20 protein-coding genes and 1 riboswitch are annotated in these 21,541 nt (G+C 66.7%); of the genes, 6 read left to right on the forward strand and 14 right to left on the reverse strand.

The window, feature by feature from the left end; genetic code table 11:
• Positions 1–109: 109 nt before the first annotated feature.
• On the reverse strand, positions 110–610 hold the full coding sequence (locus AB0L95_RS03260; RefSeq protein WP_365156005.1) for a hypothetical protein: 501 nt from the start codon (positions 608–610) through the stop codon (positions 110–112).
• A gap of 43 nt (positions 611–653) precedes the next feature.
• Positions 654–1,115 (reverse strand): hypothetical protein, encoded by a 462-nt coding sequence (locus AB0L95_RS03265; protein WP_365156008.1) that lies wholly within the window; start codon positions 1,113–1,115, stop codon positions 654–656.
• Between the two features lie 127 nt (positions 1,116–1,242).
• Here AB0L95_RS03265 and AB0L95_RS03270 point away from each other — a divergent pair, with 127 nt between their 5' ends.
• Together AB0L95_RS03270 and AB0L95_RS03275 are read left to right on the forward strand one after the other, a co-directional pair.
• The gene (locus AB0L95_RS03270) at positions 1,243–1,536 is read left to right on the forward strand and encodes a ribonuclease domain-containing protein (RefSeq protein WP_365156011.1); all 294 of its coding nucleotides are present in this window, start codon (positions 1,243–1,245) and stop codon (positions 1,534–1,536) included.
• The gene (locus tag AB0L95_RS03275) at positions 1,533–2,009 is read left to right on the forward strand and encodes a barstar family protein (RefSeq protein WP_365156014.1); all 477 of its coding nucleotides are present in this window, start codon (positions 1,533–1,535) and stop codon (positions 2,007–2,009) included. The genes AB0L95_RS03270 and AB0L95_RS03275 overlap by 4 nt, the downstream gene beginning before the upstream one ends.
• Before the next feature lie 1,190 nt (positions 2,010–3,199).
• Here AB0L95_RS03275 and AB0L95_RS03280 read toward each other — a convergent pair.
• The gene (locus tag AB0L95_RS03280) at positions 3,200–3,592 is read right to left on the reverse strand and encodes a hypothetical protein (RefSeq protein WP_365156017.1); all 393 of its coding nucleotides are present in this window, start codon (positions 3,590–3,592) and stop codon (positions 3,200–3,202) included.
• Between the two features lie 258 nt (positions 3,593–3,850).
• Complete coding sequence (locus AB0L95_RS03285; RefSeq protein WP_365156020.1) at positions 3,851–4,213, reverse strand: UDP-N-acetylmuramoylalanyl-D-glutamate--2,6-diaminopimelate ligase; 363 nt, start codon at positions 4,211–4,213, stop codon at positions 3,851–3,853.
• A gap of 411 nt (positions 4,214–4,624) precedes the next feature.
• Between AB0L95_RS03285 and AB0L95_RS03290 the strand changes: the two genes are divergently transcribed.
• The 3 genes from AB0L95_RS03290 (at position 4,625) to AB0L95_RS03300 (ending at position 8,275) form a co-directional block, all read left to right on the forward strand.
• Positions 4,625–6,265 (forward strand): restriction endonuclease, encoded by a 1,641-nt coding sequence (locus AB0L95_RS03290; RefSeq protein WP_365156023.1) that lies wholly within the window; start codon positions 4,625–4,627, stop codon positions 6,263–6,265.
• Positions 6,266–6,808: 543 nt separating this feature from the next.
• A complete protein-coding gene (locus AB0L95_RS03295; protein WP_365156026.1) occupies positions 6,809–7,312 on the forward strand; it encodes a hypothetical protein in 504 nt (167 codons plus the stop codon).
• 486 nt (positions 7,313–7,798) lie between these two features.
• Complete coding sequence (locus tag AB0L95_RS03300; RefSeq protein ID WP_365156029.1) at positions 7,799–8,275, forward strand: SRPBCC family protein; 477 nt, start codon at positions 7,799–7,801, stop codon at positions 8,273–8,275.
• A 350-nt stretch (positions 8,276–8,625) separates the two neighbouring features.
• Here AB0L95_RS03300 and AB0L95_RS03305 read toward each other — a convergent pair whose 3' ends face one another.
• The 8 genes from AB0L95_RS03305 to AB0L95_RS03340 form a co-directional block, all read right to left on the reverse strand.
• Positions 8,626–9,882 carry a M20 family metallopeptidase gene (locus AB0L95_RS03305; RefSeq protein WP_365156032.1) on the reverse strand — a complete coding sequence of 419 codons (1,257 nt, stop codon included), beginning with the start codon at positions 9,880–9,882 and terminating at the stop codon, positions 8,626–8,628.
• Complete coding sequence (locus AB0L95_RS03310) at positions 9,879–10,625, reverse strand: trimeric intracellular cation channel family protein (protein WP_365156035.1); 747 nt, start codon at positions 10,623–10,625, stop codon at positions 9,879–9,881. The genes AB0L95_RS03305 and AB0L95_RS03310 overlap by 4 nt, the downstream gene beginning before the upstream one ends.
• A 407-nt stretch (positions 10,626–11,032) precedes the next feature.
• Complete coding sequence (locus AB0L95_RS03315; protein ID WP_365156038.1) at positions 11,033–11,374, reverse strand: hypothetical protein; 342 nt, start codon at positions 11,372–11,374, stop codon at positions 11,033–11,035.
• Between the two features lie 317 nt (positions 11,375–11,691).
• On the reverse strand, positions 11,692–12,663 hold the full coding sequence (locus AB0L95_RS03320) for a restriction endonuclease (protein ID WP_365156041.1): 972 nt from the start codon (positions 12,661–12,663) through the stop codon (positions 11,692–11,694).
• Between the two features lie 735 nt (positions 12,664–13,398).
• On the reverse strand, positions 13,399–14,049 hold the full coding sequence (locus AB0L95_RS03325; RefSeq protein ID WP_365156044.1) for a thymidine kinase: 651 nt from the start codon (positions 14,047–14,049) through the stop codon (positions 13,399–13,401).
• Positions 14,050–14,305: 256 nt separating this feature from the next.
• Positions 14,306–15,496: a nucleotide pyrophosphatase/phosphodiesterase family protein gene (locus tag AB0L95_RS03330; protein WP_365156047.1), complete on the reverse strand. Its 1,191-nt coding sequence runs from the start codon at positions 15,494–15,496 to the stop codon at positions 14,306–14,308.
• Positions 15,496–16,092 carry a DUF5998 family protein gene (locus AB0L95_RS03335; RefSeq protein WP_365156509.1) on the reverse strand — a complete coding sequence of 199 codons (597 nt, stop codon included), beginning with the start codon at positions 16,090–16,092 and terminating at the stop codon, positions 15,496–15,498. Before AB0L95_RS03335 ends, AB0L95_RS03330 begins: the two co-directional genes overlap by 1 nt.
• 42 nt (positions 16,093–16,134) lie before the next feature.
• Positions 16,135–18,939 carry a GNAT family N-acetyltransferase gene (locus tag AB0L95_RS03340; RefSeq protein ID WP_365156050.1) on the reverse strand — a complete coding sequence of 935 codons (2,805 nt, stop codon included), beginning with the start codon at positions 18,937–18,939 and terminating at the stop codon, positions 16,135–16,137.
• Positions 18,940–19,111: 172 nt separating this feature from the next.
• Between AB0L95_RS03340 and AB0L95_RS03345 the strand changes: the two genes are divergently transcribed.
• Positions 19,112–19,393, forward strand: a complete 282-nt coding sequence (locus tag AB0L95_RS03345) for an HPr family phosphocarrier protein (protein ID WP_355920220.1) — start codon at positions 19,112–19,114, stop codon at positions 19,391–19,393.
• Between the two features lie 258 nt (positions 19,394–19,651).
• Here the strand turns inward: AB0L95_RS03345 and AB0L95_RS03350 are convergent, their stop codons facing one another.
• Both AB0L95_RS03350 and AB0L95_RS03355 read right to left on the reverse strand, forming a co-directional pair.
• Positions 19,652–20,347, reverse strand: a complete 696-nt coding sequence (locus tag AB0L95_RS03350) for a GntR family transcriptional regulator (RefSeq protein ID WP_365156053.1) — start codon at positions 20,345–20,347, stop codon at positions 19,652–19,654.
• A 199-nt stretch (positions 20,348–20,546) separates the two neighbouring features.
• Positions 20,547–21,299 (reverse strand): M23 family metallopeptidase, encoded by a 753-nt coding sequence (locus tag AB0L95_RS03355; RefSeq protein WP_365156056.1) that lies wholly within the window; start codon positions 21,297–21,299, stop codon positions 20,547–20,549.
• Between the two features lie 12 nt (positions 21,300–21,311).
• Positions 21,312–21,524: riboswitch (cyclic di-AMP (ydaO/yuaA leader) on the reverse strand.
• Positions 21,525–21,541 lie beyond the last annotated feature (17 nt).

Below are 21,541 nucleotides of genomic sequence, written 5' to 3' on the forward strand. Positions count from 1 at the left end.
TGCCGTCAAACCAGCCAAGAAGCTCGCCGGAACTACCTTCGACCGGGAACTCATGGCAAATCATGCAGCGATACATAAGAAGTATGCATTGCCGCGAACATTGCCGGCCTCAATTCCCATGGCTTCCCCGGCAGCGATTTTTTGCAACCCGCCCAAGGAACGGATTGCCTTCAAGTTCTGGATGAGTCGACAGGATCTCACCCGTGGCCGAATCAAGCAATTCAGAAACGGAATTGTGATATTCCACAACGGAAATGCAGGCGCTTTCCTTCGCTCGATCCGAAGCGATTCTCAAACTCTTCGAGTCCCGGATGAAGTACATGCGGAAAGAGCCAGTGGCCGACTGAACTTGAGATCCTCGATGAGCCTGCAGCTCCCGGCAGCCAAGATTTAGCATCAGGCAATAATCAAGTAGGGTCTGATTTGGATCATCGACACCAAAATTGATTCCGTTCACCACAAAGGACACGGCAGCCCGAAAGAGGTCGAAGGTGAAGGCGCTGGCGCTGACCTGCTCCCACTCGACCTGCCCCCCCGATGAGTCGGTAGGGGTCCAGGCGGTGGACCAGGAGGGATCTTCACCTCTCCGCTCGATGCTGAACTCAATCACCGGGGACACTCCTGGGCTAGAAAATCCAACTGAGGGGCCTGACCTAGTACGAGAACACTGGGGCCAGCGATTTGAGGTTATTGAACTCGTCAACGAAGAGTTTCAACCCATTTTGGCCCTGGTGTCCAATCTCTGGATCGTCCATCTCGTCAAACGAATGCGTGATGTAATACCCGCCTCGCGGGTCGCCCGCTGAGCGCTCGGTTCGAGTTCCGTTCCGAATGGTCCGCTGGATCAATCCGCCGAGCGTTTCCTTGTCAGCAATATCAGGAGAGAGAACATTCTCAAGCTTCCCCTCCTGGTGATATGAACCGCCCTGCCTATGGGACTCCCAGGCGTGATCAAGCGCACCGTCAGAGACGGTTACGTTGCAGTTATGCACCAGGACTGGCGTCGACCCGGCGAGTACATAGTACGTGTGGAGTTCGTTGACCGTGAGGTTGTACGTCGGGAAGTGAGTGACGTAGTTGCGGACCCTGGCGACCGTCACGGCGGGGGCGTGCACGTACTATGTGATGGCCGGCACGGCTCCGGTTCTCGTTCACAACAGCAACTGCTTTGCCGCCGGGACGACTCTCGGAGACACGAGCCGTCTCCCAGGGTGGATTCCAAGCTCGGTTCCTGAGGAGAGCATGGAAGTCATCAGCGACCTGAAGAGATTTGGACACGATGCGACTGGTTGGGGTCCGCAATTCCAGGGTCCAAAGTGGCTGGAACCTTTCGAGAACAATGGGAATAATGGCGCCTACAGGCTACCGACGCATACATCGGATGGCACTCCCATCACCTACCGAGAGTATGGGACTGCGCAGTCTCCCAGCAATCCAAACCCCGGTGGGGAACGTATCGTGATGGGCAGCGACGGGTCTATCTACTACAGCCCGACGCACTATCAGACCTACATTGTGGTGGAGTCTCCGAAGTGACAGAGAGACAAGGCCAATGGGCCGCCATCAAGCCGTGGTTCCATGTCGTGAGCAACGGAGCCTGTGTGCCGGTCGGCGAGCTGCTTCCTGCGGCCGGTCTCAACTTCGTGGCGTCCTTTCAGGGAGCGGATGCGTTCAGCGTCGACGACGCGTTCCAGAAGTTCTGGGATGCGTTCAAACTTCCAGACTATTTTGGCTGGAACTGGCCGGCGCTGCACGATTGCCTGCGGGATCTCAGCTGGCTGCCCGGCGATCAGTACTTGCTGGTGATTTCCGAAGCCGAAAAGGTGCTTCTAGGTGATGAGGAAGGTCGTCTAGAATTCTTGAGGCTCCTCGCCGCAACTGGGAGGAGATGGTCCTACGTGCGACACCCCGAAGGGACGGAGACGGGGAGATTTAAAATCGTCCTGATGTGCAGCGAGTCGCATTTCGATGATTTGAGAAACACCTTCGAAACTCTCCTTCATTCTTGATGTTCGGAGACTAGGGGTGCATATCTGAGGCCCGGACAGGCACCGCTTGGCCGGGCCTCAGCATCGGCTGACTGAAGCCAAGCCCGACAGCCACACCTGCTCGTGACTGCGCTTCTGCGGGGGCAGATAGGGCATGGTCGCCGACCGAGAGGCCATGTGGATGCACGCGATCACGGCTGCATCTGCCTCCTCCGCATCGGATCCGAGTCTTGCCGTCATCACTCGCGTCGGGAACCTACAAAGCCAGCAAAGGCTCGATCCAGCGGTTAACCCGGTGAACGTTGCCGGTCACGGCGCTAGGGACATCACCATGCCGGGCCCGCCGGCGGCGAATACAGCACCCAGACCCTCGTACGCGATGTTCGGACCCGGCACGACTTGTGCGAACTGGTAGACCGGCACCAGCCGCCAGTGACCGAGTACACCACCGAATCGCTCGCCACCAGCGTTCCCCGCCTTGTCCGCCTTGGCACGGCGGCCAACCCGCCACAACGTCGGTCAGACACCACCCCGTCTGCACCCCGACTCCCCAACCGCTGACGCGCCGCCGGGCTGTGGCCGCTCCGAAGCCGGCGTTACCTCGTACATCGCTCCCCCACACACCCGCCCTTCCGAGGGCGGGTGTCTCTCCTAACAAGCCCTTCCCGGGCCGGAACTACGTAAAGGCGGGCTGTACCACCCACACGGGGGTGGTACAGCCCGTCGGCGCAGCCAACCTTTCAATAGGGCGTAGGAGCCGGGGGCGACTTCCGATCTGCTCTGCCTCACGCGGGGCACACAGCGGGGTGCGGAACTTTCCCTACCTGATCAAGCCCGGGCTGCGCTCCGCTCCGCCGGGCGCGCTTCCCGGCTCCGCTGCGGGTGGCGCTCCTGCCTCCGGCCCGCTCCGCCCGCGTTGCGCCGACACGCGCCCACTGGTGGATAGGGCCGGTGCCCATGAGTCGATCACCGCGTACGCGACGGTCAGAACAGTGCCTCCGGCGGGGGATCTGCCGACACCGGGATGGAGGGGGCGCCGTCGCCGACCGCAGGTCCGCCGTGGCGGATGCTGGGAGCTCCCATCCCGCACACCATCGACCCAGGCAGAGCCGAGCAGACGTGGTCCATGGCGTACGGGATGGGAGCTGAGGTAGGTGGTGGTCAAGGTCGTCAGCCGGTGCAGCCGGGAACGCATCCGCACCTGCGCGCGGTCAAACTGTGGGAGGGACGGCCCGGGTCAGGGGTTCAAGATCTCCGTACAGGGCGGCGTGAAGCGCGGCAGCGAGCTCGCGAGCTCGTTCTTCGCTCCGCAGCCCGTGCATCATGTAGTAGATCGGCCCCGTGTAAGCGCCCCAGTCGACCTCGTGCCTTTCCACGAGGCGGGTGATCGCGGCCCGAACTTCCTCGTTGACCGCGTCGGCGACTGCGTGCCCGGGGCCGGCAGTGAGCGTGTCCGCCTTCACGGTCCACTGGTGTCCTTCGCATTCGACGGCGACGAACACGGCGCTGTCCGCCATGGCGTTCCGGTACGCGTGGTGGAACGCGCCGGTGCCGGTGGCGACCGGGATGAGGTGGGCGGGGCACGGAACCGGCAGCGGCTGCACGAGGAGCATTATTACAACCGGTGAGGATCAATCGCGCTCAGCGACGCACAGGTCAGCGACAACCCCCTGATCCATGGAATAGCCGGTACACGCCCGTGTCCGGGCCCGGCACTTCCGGGCCAGGCCGGAAGATCTGAACGGTATCCACCATGATTCGCTTCATAACCGGCGCGAGGGCGGCCAGCGAGATGGGGCTGCTTATGCATTCGAGCCTAGGCGCCCGGGCGGACAACGCCCCTGAAAGGTGGCCCCGCGCGATCAGCTGAGGATGCCGGTGATCTCCTGCCCGGTAAGGGCCTGCGCGATCTGCCACCGCATGCCGCGCCGCGAGCCCTTGATCAGCACCACGTCACCGGGCTGGACAAGCTTGTTCAACAGGGCCGTCGCCGTCTCGTTGTCGCTGACGATGGCAGCGTCCCCTCCCGCGTCAGCGGCGCCCAGCGCGAGCTGCTTGGCCATGCCGCCGCCCACCGCAATGACGAAATCGGCGCCGTTCTCGCCTGCCATCCAGCCGACGTTCCAATGCGCTTTCGCCGCTTCGTCGCCCAGCTCGAACATCTCGCCGAGTACTGCAATCCTCCGGCCGCCGGAGGTCTCCTCGGGGCTGACGTTGTCGCTCACGCCTGGCCCCGTCGCCGCCACGTCGCCCAGGCCAGCGGATTCGGGTTGAACAACGCTCTCTACCGGCCAGAATCGGGAGACGAGTGGGCTCTACCACATGGTTCGGGCCCGAGGCCTGGGGGCGATCAGGGCTTGGGTGGCGGGCTCGGGTTCAAGGCCGAGGTCGGCGAGGTGCCGCTCGAGGCGTGTGTAGGTGTGCCGTGCGGCGTCGTGTCGGCCTGCGGTCTGGTAGAGGCGGATGGCGTGCTATGAGGCTTGGCACCGGGGCAGCTCTTCGGGGCGCGCATGTAGAAGCGCGGTCGTGTCAATCCTGGGGCTCGGTGAGGGTGCCTGGGAGCCAAGCGGCCTTCGGAACCCCGTAATCCGTGCAGCGGCGACGTGCAGCTCGCGTGATTCTGTGAGGAGGGGGGAATGCAGACTTGTGGCAGCCGAAGCCTGGGGGAGGGCAAGCAGGTGGCACAGCGGAGTAGTGGCCGAGGCAACGAATACCAGCGGCAGCAGCAGGCTTTGCGGCGGGCCCAGGAGCAACAGGCCCGCCAAGCGGAGCGTGCCCGCAAGACTGCTGAAGCGGCCAGCAAGCGGCGGGAGCAAGAGCGGAAGGCTGCGTATCTGGAGCAGCAAGCCGAACAGGCCAGGGTGCAGACGATCGGGGTCGAGCACGAGGTCGAGCAGCTGAGCCAGTTGCTGCGTGATGCTCTGGTCGGTGACCCGCCCACAACGTTCGAGCGCCGGCGGAGGACTCATACGCCGACAGTGTTAGATGAACGGCCTTGGTCCCGACCCGAGCCTGCACCACGGTGGGAAGACTTCGCACCCCCAGAGCCGGGCGGCCTCGCTGCCGTCCTAGGCATGGGCAGGAAGCGATACGAGGCGCAGGTCGCCGACGCCCGTGAACGATTCAGCGAAGCGCAGCAGCGGCACGCGCGAGCTGGGGAAAAGCGCAGGGAGGCGCTGGAGCAGAGGCGCGCGGAGCACCGCCAGGCGGAGGAGCGGGCCGCTGAGGAGGTCGAGGCCTTCAACAGGCAGTTGGATGAGCAGCGCGAGGCGTACCGCGCTGGCGATCCTGAAGCAGTGGAAGCGCACCTGGGGGCCGTCCTCGATGCTTCGTCCTACCCGATGGGTTTCCCGCACGAGCACCGCATCGCCTTCCGGCCCGCTACAGGTGACGTCCTTGTCGAGATTCAGCTGCCGCCGGAGACGATCGTGCCCGCCGCGCGCGGCTACAGGTATGTGAAGAGCCGGGACGAGACGACTGCGGTACCTCGGCCGGAGAAGGAACGCAAGGAGATCTACTCGTCTGTCTTGGCACAGGTCGCTCTACGGACTGTCCACGAAATCCTGGCTAGCGACCCCGACCGGGTAGTCAACGGCGTCATCCTGAACGGTCACGTCAAGACCATCGACCGAGCTACCGGTCAGGAGGTCTCACCCTGTCTCGTCACACTGAGCGCCAGCAGGGAACAGTTCGGCAAGCTGCGCCTCAGCCAGGTCGATCCAGCCGCCTGTCTCAAGGGACTCAATGCCCTTGTCTCTCCCAACCCTTACGACCTCGAACCCATCCGGCCCATCATCGAGTTCGATCTGACCAAGTACCGCCTGATGGACAGCATGGACGTGGTAGCTGACCTCGACAGCAGGCCCGTACTGGTCAAGCTGACCCCCACCGAGTTCGAACACCTGATCCGTCAACTCTTCGAAGCGATCGGGATGGAGGCATGGAACACCCAGGCCTCAAAAGACGAAGGTGTCGATGCGGTGGCCGTCAGCAAGGACCCAGTCTTCAACGGCGAGTGCATCATCCAAGCCAAGCGCTACAGCAAGCTCGTAGGTGTCGAGTCAGTCCAGGCGCTGGCCGGCGTTGTGGAGCACAAGCGCGCCGCTAAGGGCATCCTGATCACTACTTCATGGTTCGGCAGGGCCAGCCACGACTTCGCCCGTCAGCATGGTCGGCTTCAGCTCATCGAAGGACCGGAGCTCAAGTACCTGATCAAGGAACACCTAGGCAAGGACGTGATTCCGGGCCCGGTCCCTCCAAAGCGTCCGTCGCGCTGAGATCAGACGGCCTACACGGGCCCAGTCGAGCCGTGATCCTGGCCGTCTCTGGGCCGTCCGAGGCCGCTCAACAGTGGCCAATGGTGACCAACGACGACCACCAGGCGCACGAGCTCACCGTTCCTTACCAGCAAAAACCCAGCTCCCCGAGCTCCCCGACAAGACCCAGGGCAATAAGAAGTAAGTTTCGCGATCATCCCCCCTCTTGCACGGGAAGCCACGGGGTCTGGCCCGGCTCATGCGCGCCGCAAGTGCCCGGGACTGTGCGGCCGTGGGCCGCACCGCCTTGCTTTCCCCGCGGCGGGCCCTCGGCCGGACGCCCACATGCACGGTGGCTCTATGTAATAGATCGGCAACCATGGGTGCATGTGCTGGTTGGCCGGGTAACTTCTCCGCGACTCACCAGAGGGGGGAGAAGTGACGATCACACAGTCGCCAGACGCCGCACCCGGGTCGCCCGACCCGTCACAGAATGACTCTGCCAGTGATGGAGATCCCAGCAGAGGGAGGAAAGCCCTAAAGCGAGTAGGGGCGGCCCTTACTGTGATCTTTGCCTGTATCGGCGCCGTCAGCACAACCGGGTACACCATCAAAGACGATCTAGTTCCGCATCTTCAGGATCTCGGCAAAAAGAACGCGTCGTACGAGATCAAGAGCCCTACCCCGAGAGATCAGCCGGTCATCGTACAACGTTGCACGGCGGTCGCTGTCCGCGTTAGCGGGGACCTACCCGCCGGTGACGGGCTGTGGCTCGGGACGAACCTGCAGGGGCGTAAGGCGGTAGTCCAAGAATTGGATGCCGCAGGTGATGGGATGTACAAGGGGAACGTTTCCATCGGTCGCGAGATAGACCATGATCAGCAGCGTGAGCTTGACGTCGTACTCGTTAACCCTGAAGCGGCCGATTGGCTGCGGAGCGTCACAGACAAACGTTCGCTCTACGACGTCGCAAGCCGCAAATGGCTACCGGGCGTCCGCGTAGTCGCCAGGATGGATGTCCAGCGCGATGGCGCCACCAGCGAATTGGACTGTAGCGGCAAGAAGTGAGGCCTCGACGCGTCGCGACAGCCGAAGCCGTGGTGCCGAGTGGAAGCTTCGACACTGCGGCTTCACCGGCACTTACTGCGGCGAATCTTGTGGACGGAGCGCCTTGCCGGACAGTTGGGGTGCCGGGCGGCTGACGGCGTTGAGTGAACAGGAAGCGACCTGCACAGTCCTTACTCCTGCCTGACCGAGGCTTTCGATGCCTGGCGCCGAGGGGTGCCTGCCCCAACCAAGTGGTCGTGCCACACGCGTGCCAGATAGTGCGGGGAACCACGGGGAACACCGGGGAAGCAACGGACGTGTCACTGGCCGGGCGAGGTCCTGCCATCGCAGGTCAGCCCCGCGGCAAGCCCTAGATCACCTCAGCTTCCCAAGCTGAGGGCCCCGGCACCGTTGTCACGGGTCGGCCGTCGCGGCGTGCTGGCTGAGCGGGCCGGCCGCACGTGTGTCAAGCTCCCGAGCATGAGTGGCTGGACTAGCGTGGAGGTTATGGCCGTCGACGTCCTCACCGAGACCGTGATCGCCTGTCCCTGTGCGGAGGTCGCCGCCTATGCCGGGGATCCGACCAATGCGCCGCACTGGTACGCCAACATCGTCTCGGTTCGTTGGCGGACCTCGCCGCCGCTCGCCGTGGGCTCGAAGCTCGACTTCGTCGCCCGGTTCCTGGGTCGCACCCTGACCTACACGTACGAAATCGTCGAGTACTCCCCCGAACGACTCGTGATGCGCACCGAACAGGGGCCGTTTCCCATGGAGACGACCTACACCTGGCAGCCAGTGGACGCCGACCATACCCGGATGACGCTGCGCAATCGCGGCGAGCCATCGGGCTTTGCCAAAGTGAGCGCTCCGATGATGGCCGCGGCTGTGCGGCGAGCGAACGTCAAGGACCTGGCAGCATTGAAAGCACTGCTGGAAGGCGGCGACGCCACCGACGCCGGCCGACGCTCACCGGGCGACTTCTGACATCCACGGCTGACATCAAGATGCCACACCGGATCATGCAGGTTCGTAGCCCCTGTACCTGGCGGTCCTGACGGCAGGCCGTGACGGCAACAGAGTCGTACCCCTGGGGACCTTGGCGGTAGCAGGAGGACTGCCTTGAGCCCTTGGAGTAGCAACGCGGCAGCGCGTATGGAGCCAAGAATGAACTCCTAAAGCGGTGGTCGTCGGCAAGGTCAGGCACGGACCAGGTGAGCGTCATAGCCACTGGGACGTGCGGGCAACCGATCACGGTTCGGAGCCGGCCCGTCTGTGGGCCGTCCGAACCTGGCCGACGACGCGATCACTGGCTCAGGGCCGTTGCGAGACCACGGTTACCTGCCGAGCCACGCGAGGGTTGCGACGGTCAGGGCGCTGATGCCGGTGTCCAGGGTTGGCTGGATGACAGGGGCGAAGGTGGGACTGTGATTGACGGGGATGTCCTGGGCGATGGTGTCGTTCTTGACGGCCTGGGCGTACAAGGCGGGGTCGATGCCGCCGATGCCCCAGTACGTGAAGGGAACGCCGAACGCCTTGGGGATCTCGCTCATGTCCTCGCTGGCGGTCTGCAGATCGATGGTGTGTGCGTCGTCGCCGAAGTGGGCCGCGAATGCCTCGGCGACTCGCCGGGTCGGGGTCTCGTCGTTGACCGTGGGCGGGAAGGTGACGATCTTCTCGATCTCGGGTGCCTTCGGCGACTGGGACGCCTCGCACTCGGCTTTGACGATCCGTTCGATTGCACGGAGGACCTTGGTGCGCGAGGCGTCGTCGTAGGTACGGACGTTGAGTTGGATAACTGCGCTGTCGGGAATGATGTTGGGGTCCGTGCCGGCGTGGATGCTGCCCACGGTGACGACGGCAGGGTTGGTGGCGGCTAGTTCCCGGGAAACGATGGTCTGCAGGCGCACGACGATCATCGCGGCCATCACGACGGGATCCACTGCGGCCTGAGGCATGGAGCCGTGTGCACCCCGACCGTGGACTGTGATGCGCAGGCTGTCCGCAGCCGACAGGAACGGCCCGGAGCGAATGCCGACATAGCCCGCCGGATAGGGCAGGACGTGTTGGGCCAATACCACGTCGGGCCGCGGCGACTTGGACGTCAGACCATCGTCGATCATGGTGGCGGCTCCGTCACCTTTCTCCTCCGAGGGCTGGAAGAGCGCGACGAACGTGCCTCGCCAGGCATCCTTGGCCTGGGCCATCAGCCGTGCGCAGCCGATCAGGCAGGTCACGTGCACATCGTGCCCACAAGCATGCATCACAGGCTGCTCGGCGCCGCCGTCCCCGGAAACGGTGACCGTTGAGGCGTAGGGCAGGCCGGTCTGCTCGCGCACCGGGAGGGCGTCCATATCGGCGCGGGCCATGACGATCGGGCCCTCGCCATTGACCAAGACCCCAATCACGCCGGTGCCGCCGATGCCGTCAGTGACCTCGTAGCCAAGGTCCCGCATGGCATCGGACGCTTTCTTTGCCGTGCGGTGCTCCCGCAGGCCGAGTTCGGGATGTCTGTGCAGGTCCTTGTACAAGTCCTCGAGGTCGGAGCGAATGTCGTCCAGACGGGCCAGCACAGTGTGGACACGGTCGTTCATGACGAATCCTTGCGCGAGTCGGACCCTCCGCGACGGGCGGCGGGACGGGAGCGGCGTCGCATCAGCGAGGCCAGTTTCGAGTCCGGCTGCCAGTCCAGACCACTGGGAAGGTTCCAGCCGTAGTGCACGGCGGTGAGCCGGAAGACGAGGGCCGAGGCGATGCCCAGACCGATACCGACCTGGGGAATGCCGAGGTACCAGCAGAGCACAGTGATCGCGGCGACCGCCAAGGCGACGGTGGCGTACAGGCCGTTGCCGCCGAAAACGGCAGGCATCCGGCCGAGGACGACGTCGCGCAGGGCGCCACCGCCGACGGCGGTGAGGGTGCCCAGCAAGACGGCCGGGAGCCAGCCCAGGCCGACCGTGAGCGTCTTGTTGGCCCCCGCGACCGCCCAGAATCCGATCACCGCGGCATCAAGCACGGTGAACAGTCGATTCCAGGACTGTTCACTGACCCGGATGAGGAAAGCGATCAGGATGCCGGCGAAGGCGGTCAGTAGGTAGGCGTAGTCCGTCAGGGCGACCGGGGTGCCGTGCTGCAGCAGTACGTCCCGCATGATGCCCCCGCCCAGGCCGGAGACGATGCCGACTACCAAGAATCCGAACAGGTCCAAGCCAGCCGTACGGGCCACAGCGCCACCCAGCACGGCGCACGAGAAGACGCCAGCAAGGTCCAAGTAACGCGTCGCAATGCCAATCCCTACAGAGATCGAAGAAGCCGACATAGCGGACCCAGTGGACATGGCGTGAGCCTACTCATGGCCGGACCTTCGTGCCGTGCCGGGCGCGTCAGACGGACGTGCGCCAGACTGAGTCCTTCACGTCCCCGGCCCCTGCCCGTAGACGTGAGCAGTGAGCGAATGCGGCCACCGGTGTCGCGCGGGGAACAGCGGGGAACCACGGTGAAGGCGGCCCAGCCTGACGCGGTCACGAACCGTCCGTTCACCAGTTCAGCGCCCGAACCGCTTCCGAATGCTCGCAGCTTCCCAAGCTGAGGGCACGCTGCGGTGGTCACGCGCCGGCCGCCGCGGCTTGCTTTGGGTGACGGCATCAGTAGCGTGGCTGAGCCCGGTGGGGGGACGGCGAGACATACGCGCGCCTGATCGTTCGACGCCCCAACCGTCGTCGCTGAACTTTCGCTGGCTGAGGTTCAGACGCAGGTCCGCCGCACGCCGGTGCAGGCGATCAGCCTGCTGCCGTCTTCGGTCAGAAACAGCATGAACGTCCAGGAGCCATCGGCAGTCCTGATCTCCCCCAGGCGAACCTGCTGCTGTTGCCGGGCGAGCAACTCCACGGCGCGTGTCAGGTTCGTGGTCTCGATGCCCCGGCGGCGCGTGTGCCGTAGCCGACGTCCATAGATAAGGGCGAGCGGCTCAGCAGACGTAGTTCCCTCCCAGAGCACGTGGGAACCGCCGCAGCGGAGCGCAGCCAGAGCGGCCACGGACGCCTCGTCGTTGCCAACCAGTAGCCGTTCGAGTAGTTCCCGCTCCATGCCGCCACCCCCACCAGGATCCTGCTGTACAGCAGCCGGATACAGCAACCACTGCAACCGGCCCTGGCCCGTAGCGTCCCCCTGGGGCCGATGCGCGACCTGTATGACCGTCGCTGACCGATCTCTGTAGAGCTACAGATCAGAAGGCACCTGACATCTAAAGGTGACATCAACACCACCGGACGAAGGCGTACCCGAGCGCCCCTGTCCGGTCGCAATGGCGCCAGGCCCCACCGCCAAGACCAGCCCTGAACCGAACTCCTAAAGCGGGTATCACAGGTTCGTGCGTCCGCCGTCTCATTCCTGAATTCGGGTAGTCAGGATGAGGGGGGTAGTTCCTCCATGACACCGGTCAGCGGCTGTCCCGCCTCCGCCCACTGCCGGAGGCGGTCACGACCGATCAGACGGATGCCGACATGGTGGGCAAACTCAACTGCATCTTTCGTGAAGCCGCTATTGGTAACGGCAAAGGCAATGTCAGCCTTATGGATGTCTTTCGCAGTTCCGTTCACCTCATAAAGGTCAGGCGCACCGACGTTTCGGCGGCCTGCAGTGTGCTTGCATTGAAAAACGAAGCGTTGCCCGAAGTACCCGGAGGCGATCACGTCGGCCGCTCGGTCGTTTTTGCGACCTCCCGCCTGAAGGACTGAAAACCCATCTCGCTTCAGGAGCGCTACTATCAGCCTCTCGAAAGCGCCAGGGTCGAGCTGGTCAACCGCCTCCATCGGGATCGTGGAGACAGAAGCAAAGAGTGCTTCAGGCTGCCTCTGTACCATCTCGACGACCTGGCCGGCGATCCGTTGAACGGCGTCTAGCTGGCGCTCGAGCTCGTCCGGAGCAATCACGACAGTCCGCATTCTGGCGCCGAAAAGCATATCGTCCCGCACTATGTCTTCTTGTCTAGCCAATAGCGAACCCCAGAAGCGACGCTCCACATTCACGAGTTGTCGCCGAAGGCGCAGCACGTCGAGTTTCTGAGCGTTCAGGAAAGCTTGGAATTCAGCACTAAGACTAATCAGGTGATCCGCATACAGGAACGAGATCTCCGTGACACCCTCCACTAGCGCATCGTCCATCGCGGCGTCGAGAAGATCGGTGATCACCAAGACAGCGTCGAGGCGAGCAGCGAGTCTGGTGATCTGTTCGCCAAACGATGGTACGGGGTAGGGCTCGTGGGCTCCGTTTGCGATGCTCTTCAGCATCTCCACCATGACAGCAACATGGTTACCGCCGGTGTCGATCTCATCGGCCAGAATCCCCCGGACCGCGAGCAAGTCGAAGTGCTCCATGCGCGCAGGTTACCTGTGTAGGCATGGCTCAAGACTCAGCGTCTCCAGCCCAGCGCCGTTGTGTGCCACAGTTGTGCCAGACGGGAAGGTCATCAGCAGTCAACCAGGGTGACTGCGGGCGTTTCACGCCCGCCAACTCGACAGACATAACCGCAGGTCACCCCCTGACACGCAGCCTCGCTCCTCACGTGGCGCTCGCGTCACCCGTGGACTATCCGTGGACTCGTCCAGACCTGATCCGCCCTGCCAGTGCCCTGCCCTGTCGCGTTGTCTCGCCGTCAAGGGGCCTCCGGAACCGCGTACGCAGGTTCGAATCCTGCCCAGGACTCGAACCTGCGGCCCGGTCCACGCCCATCGGACATAACGGACCCTATGGCGCCCTGCCGTGACGCTCCGGGTGACGATGCCGACGCCCCACCGTCGGCACCAGCCGCCCCGCCGTGGCCCGTCGGCTACGGATTCCGCGGCCGGTCTGCGACAAGTCCAGCTGACCCACCGTCAGTCAGATCCAGCACCGATCCAGCACTGGTACGGATAACCAGGGATGACGACAGGTGACGAGACGTCAGGAAATCCAGCACGGATCCAGCACCGGATACAGCGACGGGGTCGGCCCCGATCGGAGCCGACCCCGCCTGACCTGCACATTTGCCAGATCGCTACGCCGATGCTATGGCGCCAACTAAACGTTGAAGCGGAACTCCACCACGTCGCCGGCACGGACGAACCACGTCGTCAATCCGATGTAACCGGCAGAACATCGGGGGACAACGCACCCGCATGGGCTGAAGCGCTGGTCATCCTGCGGAGATGATGGCGGCGGCACAGAACCTCGTAACTGATCTTCTCCACCGGGCGGTTGACATCGCCCACAACCACCTGAGCACCCTCGACCACCATCTCCCCAGCCACCGTACGGGCGTTGTGCGTTGCCCGCGCGCCGCACCAGCACAGCGCCTCCACCTGGAGGGTCTCGATCCGGTCGGCCAGCTCGATCAGCCGCTGCGAGCCAGGAAAGAGCTTGGTGCGGAAGTCGGTGGTGATGCCGAAGGCAAAGACATCGAGCCCGAGATCGTCCACGACCCGCGCCAACTGATCAATTTGCGCCGGCGCGAGGAACTGCGCCTCGTCGACGATCACATAATCGACCTTGCCGCCCTTGGACAACTGACCGACCACATATCCGTACACATCCATACCCTCGGTGGCCTCGACGGCTTCTGTGACCAGGCCCAGTCGCGAGGACAGCTTCCCCTCGCCCGCCCGGTCATCCCGCGTGAAGATCACGCCCCGAAGACCCCGGGCTGAGCGGTTATGCCCGATCTGGAGCGCCAAAGTTGACTTTCCACAGTCCATAGTTCCAGAGAAGAACACCAATTCGGACATCAGGAGCGCGGGACCTTCCGAATCGAACCAAGACGGCACACACCGCCCACACGAACAACAACCGCACCCAACGTCACAACCCCGCACACAGCACCATCAACGCATGGCGAATGCCCAAACAAGTCGGTCGACTTCCCGCAGTCCATCGTTCCGGAGAAGAACACCAGCTCGGGCATGGAAAAGTGCGGCCTTTCGGGGCGGGGCGGAAGGGAGGGGGGTGAGGGGGCGGCGAGAGGCGCGGGCGTGCGCCCCCTGCTCAGGTACGGACTTCGAGCAGCGGCACCAGCTGCTCCACGGCCGTCATCGAGCCGTGGTTGCCGACCATCGACGACTCCTTCGGCTCGCGCTGCGAGGCGATGATGAGGACGTCGTCGTGGGCCGCCGCGACCACGTCACCGATGCGGGCGTACACCCGTTCGTCGACGTGCGGGCCGAACCAGCCGGCCGCGATCGCCTCCTCCCGTGAGGCCACCCAGAACTGCTCGCCGAGCACCTCGCGCCAGCAGGTCAGCACGTCGTTCTCGGCGCCGGGCAGGGCGTAGATGTGCCGGGCACGTCCCTCGCCGCCGAGCAGGGCGACTCCGGCGCGCAGCTCCCAGTCCTCGTCGAAGTCGATGCGGTGCCGCTCGTCGAACGGGATGTCGATCATGCCGTGGTCGGCGGTGACATACAGCGCGGTGCGCGGCGGCAGCTGCTCCGCCAGGCGTTGGGCGAGCCGGTCGACGCACATGAGCTGGCCGCGCCAGGCGTCGGAGTCGACGCCGTAGCGGTGGCCGGCGCCGTCCAGTTCGGCGTAGTACGTGTACACCAACGAGCGGTCGCCGGCGGCCAGTTGCTCGGCCGCCAGGTCCATCCGGTCCTCGCCGGTGAGCCGGCCGCGGAAGGTGCCGCCGCTGAGGGCGACCTTGGTGAGCGGGGTGTGCTCGAAGGTCGGGGAGGACACCTGGGCGGTGTGCACACCGGCCGCGTCCGCGAGCTGGAAGACGGTCGGGTACGGCTGCCAGGCGTACGGGTCCGTCCAGGGCTGCCAGCGGAGCTGGTTCATCAGCTCGCCGGTCTCCGGGTTGCGGACCGTGTATCCGGGCAGGCCGTGAGCCCCCGGCGGCAGACCGGTGCCGACCGAGGCGAGCGAGGTCGCGGTGGTCGCCGGGTAGCCCGCGGTCAGGGGACGGCCGGTGCCGCCGCGGGAGGACGCCAGCAGCGAGGTGAGGAAGGGCGCCTCGTCGGGGTGTGCCTTGAGCTGCTCCCAGCCGAGACCGTCGATCAGGAACACGCAGTTGCGGTCGGCTGCGGTGAGTTCCGCGATCACCGAGGTCTGGCCCGGCACGCCCATGCCCGCGGCCAGGGTGGGCAGAAGGTCGGCGAGGGAACCGGATCCGTACTGAGGCAGAGGCGCGGACCCGGCGGCGAGCGGCTCCGGGTGGTCCTCCCAGGTGGGCAGTGCCATCAGTGGTTCAGATCCGCGGTCGCCTCGGAGAGGGACTGCGCGAAGGCGAGCGCCTGGCGCACCGTCTCCGGGCCGTCCCCGGCCTCGCTGACCCGGAGGCTGAGGTCGTCCGCCGTCGAGCTGCCCGTGTACCCGTGGTCCGCCTCGCAGTTGGGGTCGCCGCAGGCGGCGGGCTCCAGGTCGATACGGGAGACGGCACCCCAGCCGATGGTCAGCACGACCTCGCGGGGCAGGGTGCCCGGGGTGTACGACTCCGGGTTGGCGACCATGCGACTGACGACGACCGACGAGATCCGGCCGAGCTTCACCGACTCCGTCGACGTCGTGGCGTACGGCGACGGGGAGGTGTCGTCCGCGGCCTGCTCGTCGGTGTGGCTCACGATGAAGCGGGTGTCGGTGAGGACCAGGACGGTGACATGGCGACGGACCTCGTTCGCGTCGAACGTGGTCTCCTGGTGGACCAGGTACGACCGAATGGGCTCGCCGCCCACCGCGGCTTCCACCGCTTCGGCCACGAGAGCCGGGTAGTAGCCGCTGCGCTCGATCGCCGCGCGCAGACCCTGGGTCGTCGTACTGGTCTTGGCCATGACGTCCATCCTACGGGGACGCACTGACTGCGAGGCACCGCTCGTCACCGCTCAGTACGGCGGGAGGGTCCGCGGGCCGAGGTCGCCACGGGCCGGCGGCGGCGCGAGGCGCACGGAGGCGCCGAGCACGCTGAGGCCGCGGGGGGAGACGACGACCGGTTCCAGGGTGACCGCGACGATCTCGGGGTGGTCGGCGACCAGCCGTGACACGCGCAACATCAGCTCCTCGAGGGCAGGTGTGTCCACGGGGGCGGAGCCGCGCCAGCCGAACAGCAGCGGCGCCGTCCGGATCGACCGGACCAGAGAGGCGGCGTCGCGGTCGGTGACCGGAATCAGGCGGTGCGCCATGTCGTCGAGCAGCTGCGAGGCGGCCCCGGCGAGCCCGAAGGACAGCACGGCGCCCGCCCCCGGGTCGATCACGGCCCGTACGAGGGTGTCCACGCCGCGTGGTGCCATGCCCTGGACGACCGGCCGCAGCTCCTCCGGCCTCCCGAACAGGTCGCTCAATTCGGCGTACGCGCGCCGCAGTTGCTCCTCGTCGGCCAGGTCGAGGCGGACCCCGCCCAGGTCGGCGCGGTGCCGCAGATGCGGCGCGGTGGCCTTGAGGGCGACCGGGTAGCCGATCGCCAGGGCGGCCCGGGCGGCGGCGTCGGGGGTGGGCGCGGGCAGGGCCCTGCGGGCGTGGATGCCGTACCGGGCCAGCAGGTCGCAGGTCTCGTCGGTGCCGAGCGTGAGGCCCTGGCCCCGCGCGAGCAGCCTTCCGATGAGCGCGGCGGCGCCCTTCTCGTCGATGTCGTCGTACTCGGGCACCTTGCCGGGCTCGGCGGTGTCGCGTCGCCACTGGGCGTATCTGACCGCTTCCGCCAGTGCCCGGACGGCGCGTTCGGCGGCGGGGTAGGCGGGGATCAGACGGGCGTCCGACGGGGCCTGAACCGTGGCGGGCGGCGGTCCCGCCGGGCGCGTGAGGTCGGTGCGCCGGCCCTGGGGCGAGGTGCTGGCCGCGGCGGACAGGGCCTCGGCGAGCCCGCCCAGCTCGACGTGGACCACGAGCACCGGCTTCGCGGGGGCCGCCGCGGCGGCCGAGCGGAGGGCCTGCGCGAGCGCCGCGTCCCCTGCCGAGGCCTCCCCCACCGCCGGGATGGCCGTCACGACGACGGCGTCGCAGGCGTCGTCGGCGAGCGCCGCGGTCAGCGCCCGGTGGAAGTCCTCGGCCGATGCCGCCGTCGTCAGGTCGAGCGGCGGCAACGGGCGCAGCCCTTCCGTCAGGCAGGCGTCGTAGGTCAGCAGGCCGAGCGACTCGGAGTTGCCGAGGATCGCCACCCGGGGCCCGGCGGGCAGCGGCTGGCGGGCCAGCAGCAGCCCCGCGTCCACCAGTTCCGTGATCGTGTCCACCCGGATCACCCCGGCCTGCCGCAGCAGCGCGGAGACCGTGGCGTGCGGCAGCCGCGTGGCGCGTACGGCGTGGCCCTGGGGGGCGCCTCCGTGTCGCGCGCCCTGCACCACGACCAGGGGCTTGGCGGCGGCCGTGCGCCGTGCGAGCCGGTTGAACTTGCGCGGGCTGCCGATGGTCTCCAGATACATCAGGGCGACATCGGTTTCCGGGTCCTCGTACCAGTACTGGAGGACGTCGTTGCCCGAGACGTCCGCCCGGTTCCCGGAGGAGACGAAGGTCGACACACCGGTGACCCCGGTGACGCCTCCGCCGCGCCGGTGCAGCCGTGAGAGCAGCGCGATGCCGATGGCGCCGGACTGGGCGAACAGCCCTATGCGCCCGGTGCGCGGCATCTCGGGCGCGAGGGAGGCGTTGAGCCGGACGTCGGGTGAGGTGTTGATGATCCCGAAGGCGTTGGGCCCGATGATCCGCATCCCGTACGACCGCGCGAGGCGCAGCAGATCCCGCTGGCGTTCGCGTCCGTCCGGCCCGCTCTCGGCGTATCCCGCGGAGATCACCACCAGGCCCTGCACCCCGTGCTCGCCGCACTCGGCGACGGCCTCGGGGGCGTGCTCCGCGGGGACGGCGACGACCGCGAGGTCCACCGGCTCGGGGATCTCGCGGACGGAGCGGTGGGCGGGGACCCCGTCGAGTTCCTTGCGGTCCTCCTCGAAGGCCTTGTTCACCGCGTACAGGCGGCCGGTGTACCCGCCGTCTCTGAGGTTGTCGAGAACGCTGCGGCCCACTCCCCCGGGTGTGCGGCCCGCGCCGATCACGGCGACCGAGCCGGGGGCCAGCAGTCGCTGCACCGACCGTGCCTCGGCCCGCTGCTCCCGCGCCCGCTGCACGGCCAGCGACCGGTCGGTGGGCTCCAGGTCCAGTTCCAGGCGTACGACGCCGTCCTCGAAGCTGCGCTGCTGCTGGTACCCGGCGTCCGTGAACACCTTGATCATCTTGGAGTTGGCGGGCAGCACCTCGGCGGCGAACCGGCGGATGCCGCGCTCCCTCGCGACCGCCGCGATGTGTTCGAGGAGGGCCGACGCGACCCCGCGTCCCTGGTGCGCGTCCTGCACGAGGAAAGCGACCTCGGCCTCGTCGGAGGGCGCGGAGGCGGGCATGCCGTCGGCGCCGATCCGGTCGTAGCGTACGGTGGCGATGAACTCGCCGCCGATCGTGGCCGCGAGTCCCACCCTGTCCACAAAGTCGTGGTGCGTGAAGCGGTGGACGTCCCTGGCGGACAGACGTGGGTACGGCGCGAAGAAGCGGTAGTACTTCGACTCGGCGGAGACCTGCTCGTAGAAGCTGACGAGGCGGTCGGCGTCATCAACGGTGATGGGCCTGATGCGTGCGGTGCCGCCGTCGCGGAGCACCACGTCGGCCTCCCAGTGGGCGGGGTACTCATGCCGGTCCGACGCGGTCTGCATGGGCCCCAGAGTACGGCTCGCGTCCGGCGACGACGCGAGGCAGGCTGGGGGAACCGTGCGCGGACCGTCCAGCATGCGGACCCTCCGGGGAGGGGGCTTCCGTCCGGTCCGGGAACCCTTCACCATATGGAAAACTGGTCTAGACAACCCTGAAACCGAAGGGCAGCAACACATGGCTGAGCGCCGCGTCAACGTCGGCTGGGCCGAGGGCCTCCACGCCCGTCCCGCCTCCATCTTCGTCCGGGCGGCAACGGCGTCCGGCGTCCCCGTGACCATCGCCAAGGCCGACGGCAACCCCGTCAACGCCGCGTCCATGCTGGCGGTCCTCGGGCTGGGCGCCCAGGGCGGCGAGGAGGTCGTCCTGGCCTCCGACGCGGACGGCGCGGACGCCGCGCTGGACCGTCTGGCCAAGCTGGTCGCCGAGGGTCTCGAGGAGCTCCCGGAGACCGTCTGACCCTTCGGACACCCCGGTCACGAAAGCCGCGTCACCCCTGAGGGACGCGGCTTTCGCCGTCTCCCGGCAGCGGACCCGGCGGGCTTCGCGGCCCCGAGGGCGGCATCTCCACCCGGCGCGCGCGAGAAATTCGGCGCGGTCGCGAGAATTCCGCACCGCACCCGGAAATCACGTACGCCGGATTTATCGGGGCACGCGAGAACGAGGGCAGCCGAAATGGGCTTCGCGGAATATCCCTCTTTGTATACGGCGCCTGTGTTAATGCCGGGCTCCCGACACGTTTACGGCATGTTGCGAAGTCCTCACTCGGTCCGCGCGGTCGCCCGCGCCGGGCAGACGCAGCCGGTGCGCGGCGGTCGCGCGCTCGGTGTGCAGTGCCGTGATGGCGCGCGCCCGCTCACTGTCGCCGCGCGCGACGGCGTCCACGATGCCGCCGTGCTCGGCCCAGGACTCCACGGGGCTGACCGGCGCCTCGACCGTGTACATCCAGGCGATCTTGTGCCGTAGCTGACCGAGCGTCGAGGCGAGCACGGGGCTCCCGCAGGACTGTGCCAGGGTCTCGTGGAACCAGCCGCCCAGCGAGCGCAGATCCTCGCTGGGGCCTCTCCTGACGCGCTCCTGACCCAGTCTGACCAGGCCGCGCAGCACCTTGAGATGGGCCTCGGTGCGACGCTGTGCGGCGCGCGCGGCCCCCAGCGGCTCCAGCAGCATCCGCATCTCCAGAAGGTCGGCGGCCTCCTGCTCGGTGGGTTCCGCGACACATGCGCCCGCGTGTCTGCGGGTGACGACGAAGCCCTCTGCCTCCAGGGTGCGCAGGGCCTCGCGGACGGGGACGCGGGAGACGCCGTAGCGGCGGGCGAGGAGTTCCTCGGTCAGCCGGCTGCCGCGCTCGTAGAGACCCGCGACGATGTCGTCACGGATCGCCGTGCATACCGAGTGCGCCGGAATACGCATGCCCGACCACCGCCTTAATCCCCGTGAAACGTCCCCGGTCGACGTGTGTCCAGCCGACTCTATTGCAGCGCGCCGGAATTTCCGACGGCAGGCCGGAATCCATGGATATTTTTTGGACAGACAGGAGTTCGAAACGACGAAGGCCCCGGCTGAGGGGCCGGGGCCGTCACCTTCACGGGCGCCGTGCGGCGGCCGGCGGTCAGACGTTCACACCGTGCGACCTGAGGTAGGCGACCGGGTCCATGTCCGAGCCGTACTCCGGGGTGGTGCGCGCCTCGAAGTGGAGGTGCGGCCCGGTCGTGTTGCCCGTGGCCCCGGAAAGGCCGATCTGGCCGCCGGGGGTGACGTGCTGGCCCACGGAGACACCGATGGACGACAGATGGCCGTACTGCGTGTAGGTGCCGTCGTTCATCTTGATGACGATCTGGTTGCCGTACGCGCCGCCCCAGCCGATCTCCACGACCGTGCCCGAGCCGACCGCGTGGACAGGCGTGCCCGTGGCGGCGTGGAAGTCGATACCGGTGTGGGCGCCGGAGGACCACAGGGAGCCGCCGGTCTTGTAGCCGGTGGAGACGTACGAGTGGTAGATCGGCGCCACGAACGCGTTCAGCCGCTCACGCTCGGCCTCGCGGGCGGCGCGCTCCTTGGCCTCGTGCTCTTTGCGCGCCTTCTCCGCCGCCTCCCGGCGCGCGGCCTCGGCGGCCTTCTTCTGGTCGGCGGCCTGCTTCTGTGCGGCGGCCTGAGCGTCGATCTTCGCCGCGACCGAGTCGCCGAGGGTGACGGCCCGCATGAGTCCCGTCTCCTCGACGGGGTGCCCGGCGGCGAAAGCCGGGGCGGCCAGGGTGCCGATGGCCCCGGTGGTGGTGAGCGCCGCGACGCCCATCGCGTTCGTGGCCGTACGCTGCATACGGCTCGGACGGCGGTGCTTCCCGGTGGCGCAGGTGAACGCCATGAAGTGGCTGGTCCTTTCCTTCCCTCTCGCCTACCGGGTTAGCTGACGGGTTCGGAGCAGGAAGGTCTCCTACGGGCTGGCGCCCGATTCACCCCAGGGACTGCGTGGGCCCTTCCGGCCGCGAAGGCGACGAGAGCGGGCCCCTCCGGCCGCGAAGGCGACGAGAGAAGGTGGGTCCCCGGCTCCCCTGGCTCGCGCCGTACGGGGACTCGGCGATGACTGTCCGGTGCCGCGGGTGCGGC

It is taken from the genome of Streptomyces sp. NPDC052036 (genome assembly GCF_040680495.1).
In the GTDB taxonomy this organism is placed as follows: domain Bacteria; phylum Actinomycetota; class Actinomycetes; order Streptomycetales; family Streptomycetaceae; genus Streptomyces.